Origin of the sequence: Sphingobacterium pedocola (genome assembly GCF_015209965.1) — a bacterium.
In the GTDB taxonomy this organism is placed as follows: Bacteria; Bacteroidota; Bacteroidia; order Sphingobacteriales; family Sphingobacteriaceae; genus Sphingobacterium; species Sphingobacterium pedocola.
Map to the genome: position 1 here is coordinate 221,397 of NZ_MU158690.1, position 13,298 is coordinate 234,694.

At 44.1% G+C, this 13,298-nt stretch carries 6 protein-coding genes; 5 read left to right on the plus strand and 1 reads right to left on the minus strand.

Annotated features, from left to right (window positions below):
* Nucleotides 1-25: 25 nt before the first annotated feature.
* A complete protein-coding gene (locus tag C4F40_RS11180) occupies nucleotides 26-781 on the minus strand; it encodes a hypothetical protein (protein ID WP_196939489.1) in 756 nt (251 codons plus the stop codon).
* A 336-nt stretch (nucleotides 782-1,117) separates the two neighbouring features.
* On the opposite strand from C4F40_RS11180, the gene C4F40_RS11185 reads away from it, so the two are divergent.
* The 5 genes from C4F40_RS11185 to C4F40_RS11205 are packed head-to-tail and all read left to right on the plus strand — an operon-like array spanning nucleotide 1,118 to nucleotide 13,295.
* Nucleotides 1,118-3,883 carry an alpha-d-galacturonidase gene (locus C4F40_RS11185; RefSeq protein WP_231390023.1) on the plus strand — a complete coding sequence of 922 codons (2,766 nt, stop codon included), beginning with the start codon at nucleotides 1,118-1,120 and terminating at the stop codon, nucleotides 3,881-3,883.
* A gap of 14 nt (nucleotides 3,884-3,897) precedes the next feature.
* The gene (locus C4F40_RS11190) at nucleotides 3,898-5,430 is read left to right on the plus strand and encodes an MGH1-like glycoside hydrolase domain-containing protein (protein ID WP_196939490.1); all 1,533 of its coding nucleotides are present in this window, start codon (nucleotides 3,898-3,900) and stop codon (nucleotides 5,428-5,430) included.
* 1 nt (nucleotide 5,431) lies between these two features.
* The gene (locus tag C4F40_RS11195; protein ID WP_196939491.1) at nucleotides 5,432-7,003 is read left to right on the plus strand and encodes a glycoside hydrolase family 28 protein; all 1,572 of its coding nucleotides are present in this window, start codon (nucleotides 5,432-5,434) and stop codon (nucleotides 7,001-7,003) included.
* 6 nt (nucleotides 7,004-7,009) lie between these two features.
* Nucleotides 7,010-9,796: a glycoside hydrolase family 95 protein gene (locus C4F40_RS11200; protein ID WP_196939492.1), complete on the plus strand. Its 2,787-nt coding sequence runs from the start codon at nucleotides 7,010-7,012 to the stop codon at nucleotides 9,794-9,796.
* A gap of 1 nt (nucleotide 9,797) precedes the next feature.
* Entirely contained in the window at nucleotides 9,798-13,295 is a 3,498-nt protein-coding gene (locus C4F40_RS11205) for a malectin domain-containing carbohydrate-binding protein (protein ID WP_231390024.1), read from the plus strand.
* Nucleotides 13,296-13,298 lie beyond the last annotated feature (3 nt).

A 13,298-nucleotide genomic window follows, 5' to 3' on the forward strand; every position in this document is an offset into this window, starting at 1 on the left:
TTTTTTGTTATTCGGGAAAATAAGCTTATTTATTTACCTCCCTTAGTTCCACAGTGGATTTAATTTTTGATCCTTGAAACTCCATTTCCGATGTGACATTAGAACTCTTTGTAAAAAAAGTTTTTGGATCCAATATGTAATACCCCGTTGCGGTACCAATCGAATTGCCATCCGCATCGGTGTATTTTCCTGAAATGGCGATAGGATAACCATCCGCTGTTTTTTCTGTGAGTGTATTGGCCATTATGAACTTCGCTCCCAACTGCGCTAATTCAATTTCTGAACTCCAAGATTCTCCAATAGCCACTTCATGTTCTGGGAAAGAAACAGACATACCTTGTATACTGCCCATGTCAAACGCTGCGTCAGGGACATTCGGAAAGTCCATACTGATGATATTTGCTTTTTTGTCCATCACAATAGAAAGTGTGCTTTCCAGCAACGGTTTAATTTGGGAGGCCATCATCTCTTCCATTTGGCTTTCTGCTGCTTTTTCCGAATCATATGATATCGTCATCATCCCCGCATTGATATCGGTACGGATTTTTGTGTATTTGGCCTGATAGGTTATCGATTCGGCCGTAACTTCAGTTGCGGCCATTGTCATGCCCATGTTCATATCCATAATCATGCTTTCTGACCCTTCTATGTCCGATTTCATGATCATTTCATACGTTTTCGTTTCTCCTTGTTGCGGATTAAGACGTAATAGTACTTTTTCTTGGGCGTGGGTATAAACGGTAAAACAGACTAATAATAGTATGGAACTTAATTTCTTCATCGTGTAAGTTTTAGGATGTCAATGTGGAAAGATAATGTTTTCTGCGCGTATTTGCAGCTAAAGCACAAAAAAAGTATCGTTTATAGCGCGCGCATCGTTGATTTAAATATGATTAAATATTATCGCCGAATATATGATAAGGGCTTACTTTTGTATGAGCTTATGATAACATCTTGTTATAAGTAGATAATTATAAACAGGAATAAAAGCACAAAATTGTGTTTTTTTGAGTTGACAATTTTAATGTTATAATTGAAGGTTATAAACTAGATCTCGCGTTACAGTACAAAAGTAACGAGGGGATCTTTTATCCTTTGCGTATAGCTAAAAGAGTAAATGAATAGAGAATTGATTTTTATGAGACCGTGTTTATTGATAATCCCCCTCGTTTTCCTGTCTATTTTTGACTTAAGCGCCGGGGGAAAGAATTTATTTTTTTCAACGGAGGGAGTCAGTAATATAGAGCGGTTTAACTATAGTGTTGAGCGTCTAGGTAGTTTTCTAGGTATAGATGCGAAGGCGCGTAAGCCAATTAAATCCGGCCGTTCTTTGCGGGGGGATGATGTAATATTGGGTCTAGTTACGCCGACCTCGAAGGTCGGCAAGATGGTGCCTACAGCACTTTTAAATACATTGAATCACAAGGAATCCTTTCTGATTTATAGAAAGGACGCGTCGTCCCCATTGATTATCATCGGCAAAGAAGAAGCCGGTCTGTTGTACGGTTGTCTTGAAGTTATCAATCAAAACCGTTATAGCGAGAGAAGAGCGATAAGCTATCAAGACGCGCCGGAGATGGTGTTGAGAGGTACCAGTATCGGTCTCCAAAAAACGGAGTATCTCCCCGGACGGGATGTCTATGAATACCCCTATACTGAAGATCTATTTCCGTGGTTTTACGATAAAGACCTTTGGCTGAAATACTTGGATATGATGCTGGATAATAAATACAATACCCTGTATTTATGGAATGGACACCCCTTTTCTTCTCTGGTTAAGCTAAAAGATTATCCTTACGCTTTAGAAGTAGACGAGGAAACATTTGCCAAAAATGAAGAAATATTTGGTTTTTTGACCCGCGAGGCAAACAAGCGCGGTATCTGGGTGATTCAGATGTTTTATAATATCATTTTACCCAAGCCTTTCGCTGAAAAGCATAACCTCAAGACGCAGGAAAGAAACCGCGTTATTACACCGTTGATCTCCGATTATACGCGTAAGTCGATCGCTGCATTCGTCAAGAAATATCCGAATGTTGGCCTGTTGGTCACGCTGGGCGAAGCTATGGAGGGAGTCGGTCAAGATGATATCGCGTGGTTTACAAAGACGATTATTCCAGGCGTGAAAGATGGGCTTAAGGCAAGTGGCGGGATCATAGAGCCCCCTATTGTGTTGCGTGCGCATGATACCGACGCGCCAGCGGTAATGAAAGAATCACTTCCGCTGTATAAAAATTTGTATACGATGGCCAAATATACCGGTGAGGCGTTAACAACCTATACGCCACGGGGCAAATGGGCCGAACTGCATCGCAGTTTAAGTGCGATGGGCACAGTACACATACAGAATATACATATTCTAGCGAATCTAGAGCCCTTCCGTTATGCTTCGCCTGATTTTATCCAAAAATCGGTACACGCTATGCACGACGTCTATCATTCCAATGGTATACACATCTACCCCCAAGCGTCGTATTGGGATTGGCCGTATTCCGCAGATAAAGCAGATGAGCGGCTGCTACAAGTGGATCGGGACTGGGTATGGTACCAGGCATGGGCGCGGTATGCATGGAAGGTAGATCGCACTAAAGAAGAAGAACAGGCGTTTTGGTCCAATCAATTGAAAGACTATTACGGTATTCCGCAGCAGGATGCATCTAACCTTTTACGTGCTTTGGAAGAGATTGGAGAAATATCACCTAAGATTTTACGGCGGTTCGGTATTACAGATGGAAATCGGCAAACGTCCTCCTTGGGTATGCTGATGACACAGCTTATCAATCCTTTCCGATACGGCCTTTTTACGTTGCTATATGAATCCGAAGCCCCAGAAGGTGAAATGATCATCGATTATGCCGAAAAAGAATTTAAAAACGAACCGCATATTGGCGAGACGCCTATGCAGGTCGCCAATGAGATCGTGGGCCATGGCACCAAAGCCGTGCAATTGCTAGGGCAGATTGGCAAAGCCAGTAAGCATGTAGACGAATTTCAGCGTTTGTTAAATGATGTGTATATTCATCACGCAATGGCAGAACATTACAGCTACAAAGTTAAGTCAGCCATACAGGTGCTCGACTATAAATATTCTGGAAAGTTGGGTTCTTTGCAAGCGGCTGTTCCCGCTTTAGAAAAAAGTGTGGAAGCCTACAGGAAACTAACGAATTTAACAAAGGACTCGTATTTATATGCGAATAGCATGCAGACAAAGCAACGGAAAATACCGTTACGGGGTGTCGATGCTACGTTCAAACATTGGACGGAAGTTTTACCGGTTTTTGAGATAGAGCTCCGTAATTTTAAAGCGGCATTAGATTCCTTAGAACGGAAGGGAGATGTAAAGGAAATAGAAACCAGGTCTTATGTAAGTAGCGAGGTCGTATTGCTAAGCGATGCGCATTTTACCACCTTGAAAAAAGGCGCTAAACTGTACGTAGACCAGGAGTTAGTCGTAACACACCTACCACAGGAGTTAGAAGGATTGCAAGCCGTTACCGTGAATTCGGAAGATCAGAAGTTAAACGGCTATGCGTTGAAATTTGATAGCAAACGTCCTGTTAAAGTGTTGGTAGGGTATTTTAACAGTACCGATAAAGTGTTTGCTCCTAAGCCGGTATTGGAAATTGATGCCTCTGCCAACGACTACGGACAAGCCGAAGCAAAAATTCGAAACGCCATGCGGGTTCAATATATGCCCATGCTTGATATCCACACCTACTCATTTCCCGCTGGACAACAAGAGCTTAAATTACCCAAGGGTGAAGCTGTAATTTTAGGATTTGTGGATGATCGCGAATTGTTGCACCCTTATAACGCCGATATCGATAATCAAGGCGATGATCTAGACGATTTATTCGGCTACTATAAGGAAACTAAACTGTAAATAAGAAAATAGATATGAGAAGAGGCCCATTGTTTCTGTTGTTATTGCTCCCCGCTGTCGTGTGGGGACAGGTAGATCTAGCCACGAAATTGGATAAATACGTAACAAAATTTAACAGTCAGGACAACGAAGCCGTTGTCAATCTGATTGATAATGAAAGTTCTAGCGAATGGCTAAAGGCGAATATTCCCCTTTTTGAGTGTCCAGACACCGATATAGAAGAAATATACTATTTCCGTTGGTGGTCATACCGTAAGCACATCAAAGTGACCCCAGAGGGCACTATCGTGACCGAATTTATTGAACCGGTGAAACATGCAGGCAAGTTCAATTCCATTAGCTGCGCGTTAGGCCATCACATATACGAAGCCCGTTGGTTGCGGGATAATGAATTTCTGAAGGAATACATTGACTTTTGGCTTTACAAAGCGGACGAGGGGCAGACCAAACCACGTTTTCATCAATTTAGTTCATGGCTACCTGATGCATTATTAGCCTATCATAAAGTTTCCAACAATACGTCCTATCTATCTAGCCGAATTAAGGACCTGGACTTGGATTACGAAAAATGGGAACAAGAACGTCAATTGCCAAACGGCCTGTTTTGGCAGCACGATGTAAAAGATGGGATGGAAGAGTCTGTTTCCGGAAGCCGACGAGACGAAAATATGCGGCCCACGATAAACAGTTATATGTATGCCAACGCTGTAGCTCTCGCTGAGATAGCCGACATTGTAGGCCATGCCGATTTAAAGGCAAAATACCAAAAAAAGGCCAGCGAATTAAAGCCCAAACTAATCGATTCGCTATGGGATAAAGAGGAAAAATTTTTCAAGACAAAATTACCAGATGGCCGTTTGCACAACGCACGCGAAGCGATAGGTTTTATTCCATGGTATTTCCATATCCCAGCCGATAATAAGGAATACGCGCAAGCGTGGGACCAGGTGTTGGATACGGCTGGATTCAATGCACCTTGGGGCCTGACAACAGCGGAACGAAGAGAACCGACGTTTAGAACCCGCGGATCCGGACACGGATGCGAGTGGGACGGCGCACTTTGGCCTTTTGCTACTTCGCAAACATTACGGGGTATGGCTAATCTATTGGCCGATTATAAGCATACCGGGAAGATAAGTAAAGCGGATTTCTATCGCGAGGTGCAAAAATATGCCAAATCCCATGTCATGGACGGTAAGCCATATATCGGCGAGTACCAGGATGAAGTTAACGGCGAATGGTTGAAAGGCGATCATCCAAGAAGTAAATTTTATAACCACTCCACCTATATGGATGTGATTATCCAGGATCTGATCGGAGTAAAGCCCCAAGTCGGAAATGTGTTGGAGATCAAGCCTTTGATTCCTGCTGGAAAATGGAAGTACTTTGCATTGACCAACGTAAGGTATCATGGGAAAGATATATCCATTTACTGGGATGAAGATGGGAAAAAGTACAATCAAGGAAAAGGCTTAACCGTGTATGCAGATGGACATAAAATCGCACGTACAGGGAAATTAAAGAATATTAAAATAAACTTAAACTAATATGCTTAAAAAACTATTTACCGGATTTTTAATTGGTATCTCGTTCTTATTTGGTTCAGAGGTAGGTGCACAGGAATTCTTCAATGTGATGGATTTTGGTGCGAAAAATGACAGTTCGGCTATCAACACGCTAGCGATAAAAAATACGATCGATGCTGCAGCGAACAAAGGAGGTGGTACTGTCTATTTTCCTGCCGGAAAATATTTAACGGGTCCTATTCACCTCAAGAGCAACATCACCATTCATATCGATGCCGGAGCAGAACTTCATTTTAGCGATAATTTTGACCATTATTTACCTATGGTCGAATCCCGCTGGGAAGGAACAGAGGTCATCAATTTTTCTCCTTTATTTTATGGGAATGGTTTGGAAAACATCGCTATTGTCGGAAGAGGGTTGATCGATGGACATGGAAAGAATTGGTGGCGGTTTTCGGAGGTCGAAGTTAAAAAGTTAACGGAAGACAGTAAGTGGCAAAAGGAATTCAAACGCCTGAATCCGAATGTACTCGCTCCAGATCTACCCGGGTGGATAGAGCGTGGCTTTTTGCGTCCTCCATTTATACAGTTTTTGAACTGTAACAATGTTCAGATCAAAGACATAAAAATTCAAAATTCACCTTTTTGGACGATCAATCCACAGTATTGTGATAACGTAACCATCGACGGTATAACCATAGATAATCCACCGTCGCCTAATACCGATGGAATTAATCCTGAATCTTGCCAAAATGTACGTATTGCCAATAGTCACATCAGTGTAGGAGACGATTGTATCACGATAAAATCCGGTAAAGACCGTTCCGGTAGAAAAATAAATATTCCTGCGGAAAACTACACCATTACCAATTGTACGATGTTACGTGGCCATGGTGGTGTCGTGATCGGTAGTGAGATGTCTGGTGGTGTAAAAAATATAGTGATCTCTAACTGTGTTTTTGACGGTACAGACCGAGGTATTCGTCTTAAAACTGCAAGAGGACGTGGCGGAATCGTAGAAAATATCCGCGTGAGTAATATTGTGATGCGTAATATCCGGGATCAGGCTATCGTCATGGATATGCAGTACGCAAAAACTGAGGTGGAACCGGTGTCAGAAAGAACCCCAGCATTTAAGAATATCTTCATCAGTGATATGGCTGGAAATACAAATCGCGTTTGTCTTGTAAGAGGTTTATTAGAAATGCCGGTGGAAAATGTAAGCTTTGCAAATATCAACATGCAGGCGCAATCTGGATTCTCACTGGAGAATGCGAAAAATATCAGTTTCCAAAACGTGCAGGTAGACGTCGCAAATGAACCGTTGATTAAGGCCAAAAACGTAGAATTCATGGACCTTCATAAAGTACAAAACTTTACACCTCATCCAGATAAAGCATTAATCGTGTTAGAAGAGGCGAAGCAGGTGAATATCCAGAATAATTTCCCGTATGTAGGCACGAACTTATATCTCGAATTGATTGGAAAAGAAAATGGCAATATTTCCGTTCACAATAATAATTTTTCCAATGTAAAAAAGGTGATAAAAGAAGAAAATAAGGCCGTAAAATTCCTGAATAACATAACTAAATAACATCACATGTATTTGACGCGTTTTTCATTACTATTCCTACTTCTATTTTGTGCAGAAATATCAATTGCACAATATAAGCTATGGTATTCTTCGCCTGCAAAGGTATGGGAGGAAGCTTTGCCGATTGGAAATGGTAAGCTAGGTGCGATGATATATGGAGGCATAGCCGAAGACGAGATTCAATTTAACGAAGAAACCCTTTGGACAGGCTCTCCGCGTGATTATAATGCAAAGAATGCCCATCAGTACTTAGATAGCATTCGTTATTTATTGGAAAAAGGCAACCAAAAACAAGCGGAAGAACTGGCCATGAACGAATTCATGGGGCTGAAAAGCGAAACCGAAGACAACGGCCGCTGGCTGAAGGACGTAGGTGAAATACGCGGAAAGAGCGATGCTCCATCCGCATTTCGTTTTGAGGATTCGCATTGGAAAAATTTTACTGTTCCCACTTACGAAGGATGGGAATCGGCTGGCTTGGAAGGTCTCGATGGGGCACTGTGGTTTCGGAGGGAGTTTGATTTGTCAAAAGCGGATCTATCAAAGGACTGGGTACTCGATCTAAACCGCGTTAGGGACATTGATTACACGTATATCAACGGTACGTTTGTCGGAAACACTGCGGGCGAGGCCGTTAAACGGGGATACAAGATTCCTAAAAATGTGCTGCGTGAAGGGAAAAATGTGATTGCGATTCAGGTGATTAATTTGTTTGGAAAGGGAGGAATTGCTGGATATAAAGATACCGCCCAGCACATTGGTTTGGTAGACAACGAAGGGCTTAAGCATTCCCTAAATGGCCTGTGGAAATACCACGTGCAGGACGCGAATCCCCCCAAAGTGGGTAGTTATCAGGCGTCTTACCAACCATTCGGTATGCTAAAATTGTCTTTTCCACATGAAACGGCAACGGATTATAAACGTGTATTGAATCTGGACGAAGGTTTAGCGGAGGTAACATATACGGCCCGAGGGGTACAATACCGACGCACGTATCTGACGAGTTTTCCAGATCAGGCAATCGGTATCCGGCTTGCCGCGAATAAAAAGAAAAAGGTAAGCTTTAAGCTTGCATTAGGAACCAAGCATGCGCAACATAAGATCGAGAAAGTCGATGAAAATACGCTTTCCTTAACGGTAAATGTTAAAGACGGCGGATTAGTCGGTGTAAGTTTAGTCCGTATTAAGTTAAAGAACGGTACTGCTCGTATAGTCGACAATATGTTGGAAGTTAAGGATGCCGATGAGGCTTATGTATACCTTTCGGCAGCGACTAATTTTGTGAATTACAACGATATCACAGGCGATGGTTATAAAAAGGCATTTGCCATACAAGAAAAAATGGCCAACCAATCCTTCGACGAATTCGCACAGGCCCATCGGAAAGACTATAAACATCTTTACGATCGTTTTGCGATCGATTTGGGCGAACAAAGCCAGCTTACTACCGATGTACGTTTAACCAATTTCGATAAGGATGTCGATCCTTCATTTGTGGCACTTTACGTGCAGTATGGCCGGTATTTACAAATTTCCAGTTCGCGGGAAGGCACACAGCCTGCCAACTTACAGGGCGTTTGGAACCATCAGCTTGAACCATCATGGGGGAGTAAATACACGGCCAACATCAACCTAGAGATGAATTATTGGCCAACCGAGGTGCTGAATTTACGTGAGCTGCATACGCCGTTGTTTCAGATGATCCGGGAGCTACAGGCTGCAGGTACGAAAACCGCAAAATCCTACTACAACGCACGAGGGTGGGTGCTTCATCACAATACCGATATCTGGCGGGGCACGGCACCAATTAATAATTCCAATCATGGTATATGGCCGACAGGCGGAGCTTGGCTGGTGACTCATCTGTGGGAGCACTATCAGTTTAATCAAGATCCGCAATTTATAGCAGATTACTACGATATCATAAAAGGGGCTACCCTATTTTTCAAAGATGTGCTCGTTGAAGACAAATCAACTGGATGGCTTGTCAGTACGCCATCCAATTCACCGGAAAACGGTGGGTTGGTCAAAGGTCCAACGATGGATCATCAGATTATTCGGGCGCTATTCCAGATTTTTGTGAAGTCTGCAGACTTGTTGGATAAAGACCGCGGACTACGGGATTCTATTATGCAAATGCATGCGAAGATCGCACCCAATCAAATTGGCAAGTACGGTCAGCTGCAGGAGTGGTTAGAGGACAAGGACGATCCGGAGAACAAGCACCGGCATGTATCCCACTTATGGGGATTGCACCCTGGGAACGAAATCAATGAAGAAGCGACACCGGCATTGATGGATGCGGCAAAACAAACGTTGAAAATGCGCGGCGATGAAGGGACAGGTTGGAGCCTGGCTTGGAAAATCAATTTTTGGGCTCGCCTAAAGGATAGCGAGCACACGCTGAATATGATCAAAATGCTGTTGCGTCCTGCAGATAGCGACGGCGGGTCTTATCCCAATCTTTTCGATGCGCATCCCCCCTTCCAGATTGATGGAAATTTCGGCGGTGCAGCAGGAATTGCCGAACTGTTTCTACAGAGCCATCTTTCGTACATCGAAATATTACCTGCTTTGCCAGAGAGGCTCGCTATGGGTAGTATCAAAGGGATAAAAGCGCGTGGGGGATTTGAAGTAAACATGGTTTGGAAAGATAAGACGTTGCGCACATTGGAAGTGCGATCCACGGCTGGCAAGCCATTATCTCTAAAGTACAAAGGCAATGCTATTCAGCTAAACACGGAAAAAGGGAAGACATATACATTCGACTCAAGTTTAAAACACGTAAATTAATATGTTCCGATACGGTTATTTCATTCTGATTCTAATTTTTCCTTTTATTGCCTATACCCAGAGTCCACGTGAACAGCTGGAGCTGCATGAGGGCTGGAATACAGTGATGCATGAAAGTGATACATCTGCTTACGAAGGTTTTCAAGCCCTTAATTTCGAAGAAGGGTCGCACTGGAAGCAAGTGCAAGTACCGCATAATTGGGATCAGTACGGTGGTTACCGACGTCAGCTGCACGGGAACTTACACGGTTATGCCTGGTATCGGAAGACGTTTAAACTGAAAAAAAACAAAGGAAATAACAAAAGATATTACCTCTTTTTTGAAGGAGTAGGAGCCTATGCTACGGTATGGCTCAATGAAAAGCGGGTCGGCTATCATGCCGGCGGGCGTACTACCTTTACGATAGACGTTACAGATGCCATACGTGTAGATGGCAAAGAAAATATCTTAGCGGTACGGGCCGATCATCCCGCCGACATTCGCGATCTCCCTTGGGTAGACGGAGGATGTTCGCCGGAGCGCGGGTTTTCAGAAGGTTCTCAGCCGCTTGGTATCTTTCGGCCGGTGTCCCTAATTGTAAAAAATGAAGTCAATATCGTTCCCTTTGGTGTTCATTACTGGAATGATGAAAAGATCGACCGGCAGCAAGCTGTCATTCAACAGACTGTCGAAGTAAACAATACATCTCCTCGTAAGAGAAGGCTAACGCTAGAAACGCGCCTGTTGAATAAGGAAGGAAAGCAGGTCGCGAGATCGTCGCAGGTGGTGACACTTGCCGCAAATAAAGAAGCACAATTTCGGCTGCACGATCTACAGGTTTCAGACCCTGCATTATGGTCACCTGAAACACCTTACTTGTATCAGGCGGAGACCACAGTAGCTGACGGAAAAACGATATTGGACCGGGTAACGACACCTTATGGTATTCGCAAAATCAGCTGGCCAAAAGGATTGCTACCAAACGGGACAAATCAGTTGTTTGTAAACGACAAACCTGTTTTTATACACGGTATTGCAGAGTATGAACACAAGTTGGGTAATTCCCATGCCTTTGACGATGAAGAGATCACAGCTCGCGTAAGCGAAATGAAATCACTTGGCTTTAATTCGTTTCGGGATGCCCATCAGCCACACAATCTGCGCTATCAGGATTATTGGGATGAAAACGGAATTTTACTGTGGACCCAGATGGCAGCACACATCTGGTTTGACAACGATGCTTTTAAGCAGAATTTTAAGACCTTACTGCGTGATTGGGTACGTGAACGAAGGAATAGTCCTTCAGTATTTCTCTGGGGATTGGAAAACGAAAGTACGCTTCCTGAAGAATTTGCACGGGAGTGCACAGACATTATACGCAGCTTGGATCCGACCGCATCTATTCAACGCTTGGTAACGACCTGTAATGGTGGTAGCGGAACGGATTGGGATGTGCCTCAAAACTGGACAGGGACATACGGCGGACATCACAACACCTATGGTGAGGATTTGAAGCGGCAGATTTTGGTTGGTGAGTACGGTGCATGGCGCAGTCTGGAGTTGCATACCGAGCCACCTTATTTGCCCAACCATAACGTGTACAGCGAAGCACGTTTTACCGAAATATTGGAGACGAAGATTCGATTAGCAGACTCGGTGAAAGGTGAGTCTATCGGACATTATCAATGGCTGTGGAATTCGCATGATAATCCGGGACGTGTACAGGGCGGAGAGGGCTATCGGGATATTGATAAAATAGGCCCCGTAAATTATAAAGGGCTGCTTACGCCTTGGGGCGAGCCGACAGATGCCTACTTTATGTACCGCGCGAATTATGCGCCACAGACGGATCCCATGCTCTACATTGCATCCCATACCTGGCCAAACCGCTGGCGTACACCGGGCATTAAAAACCACGTCCGGATCTATTCCAATTGTGATGAGGTCGAGTTGTTTAATGACATCGGACAACAGTCATTAGGCATTAAAAAGCACCAAGGTGTCGGAACGCATTTCGAATTCAACAACGTCAATGTACAGTACAATGTGCTGTACGCCGAAGGTAGAATTAGGGGGCGAGTTGTCGCACGGGATACGATCGTTTTACACCATTTACCAGAAAGTCCAAATTTTAACGCCTTGCGTGACACGGCTTCTACACTGTTAAAGGGCACCGATAGTGCAAATTATCTTTTTCGTGTCAATGCGGGCGGACCGCAGTACGAAGACGCGTTCGGTCAGGTCTGGTCCGCCGATAGACCTTATCATAAGTCGCAAGGTTGGGGTGCTCATTCGTGGACAGATGAATATCCCGGTATTAATCCGGTGTTTGCCAGCCAACGAAGAGTGTTTGACCCGATTCAAGGTACATCCGATTGGCCTTTGTTCCAAACATTCAGATACGGACAGGATAAATTAGCCTATACCTTTGATGTGCCGAATGGCAATTACGTCGTTGAGCTATATTTTGCGGAACCCTGGATCGGTACGGGGGGTGTTTCAGATGCAACAGGACGAAGGGTGTTTGATGTTGCTGTTAACGGTGAGGTAGTCGATAAAAAGCTTGATATCTGGAAAGAAGTGGGACATGACATGGCGTTAAAAAGAACGTATCAAGTTAAAGCCACCAACGGAACTATTTTTATAAACTTTCCGCGGGTGTATGCAGGGCAGGCGGTTGTACAGGCGATAGCCATTGCAGCGGTGTCTGAAGCATCGGATGCAGTGCCGCGGGCCATTCGATCTTACAATCTTCAGGTAGTAGATTCTGTCGAATTAAACCGGCATGCTTGGATGGACACCGGTGATGTCTACGATCAGGAGCAGAATCTATCTATTCATGCGTTGCCTTCCTTCCTTTACGGTTCGGATTACTATACCCTGCGTGATGAAGTTGACTCGGCGGAACTTCGGTTTGATTTCCCGTCAAATTTTTATGTATTGGCGAAGAATAAGCTGTCGGGTTACGAAGATACGCAACAGAAAGTTGTAAACAACCGAGGAGAGGAGCTCTTCGTCTATAAGAAAATTCTCAACGATTCCTTATCGTTTGTATGGAAGCGGCAGGAAGGTGAAGTGGCCTATGCTTTTCAGCTAATGAGTGGACTCCAGCCCGCCTATGACCTTAAAAAGACGGTCGGTTACAAAGCGAATCAAACGAAGATGTATCATTACGTAGGGCTGGTCGACTTTCAGGGACAGGAGCGCTTACAGTTCCTGGGCGATCAGGAAAGTATGGTTGGATGGGAAATTTCCGTCGGCGTGGCCGACGTGTATGCCTTGACGTTCAAATACCACAATGCGAGTACAGAACAGAAGTATGGCTATTACGAAGTGCTAGCTAAAGATGGAACTGTACTGCGGGCGCGTACGCCGGTCGTATTTGAACCCACGAGAGAAGGGAAATGGAATTACCTGGATGAGAATACCGGTACGATGGTCAACGCAGGTACCTATATTGTTCGCATCTACTCGGAGGGGGCGAAAGAAGTGTATATCGATAACCTGGATGTACGGTAGGAA

What these genes read in the sequence shown, in the direction of transcription:
- C4F40_RS11180 (WP_196939489.1), bottom strand. Translation starts at nt 781, where the DNA reads ATGAAGAAATTAAGTTCCATACTATTATTAGTCTGTTTTACCGTTTAT.
- C4F40_RS11185 (WP_231390023.1), top strand. Translation starts at nt 1,118, where the DNA reads ATGAATAGAGAATTGATTTTTATGAGACCGTGTTTATTGATAATCCCC.
- C4F40_RS11190 (WP_196939490.1), top strand. Translation starts at nt 3,898, where the DNA reads ATGAGAAGAGGCCCATTGTTTCTGTTGTTATTGCTCCCCGCTGTCGTG.
- C4F40_RS11195 (WP_196939491.1), top strand. Translation starts at nt 5,432, where the DNA reads ATGCTTAAAAAACTATTTACCGGATTTTTAATTGGTATCTCGTTCTTA.
- C4F40_RS11200 (WP_196939492.1), top strand. Translation starts at nt 7,010, where the DNA reads ATGTATTTGACGCGTTTTTCATTACTATTCCTACTTCTATTTTGTGCA.
- C4F40_RS11205 (WP_231390024.1), top strand. Translation starts at nt 9,798, where the DNA reads ATGTTCCGATACGGTTATTTCATTCTGATTCTAATTTTTCCTTTTATT.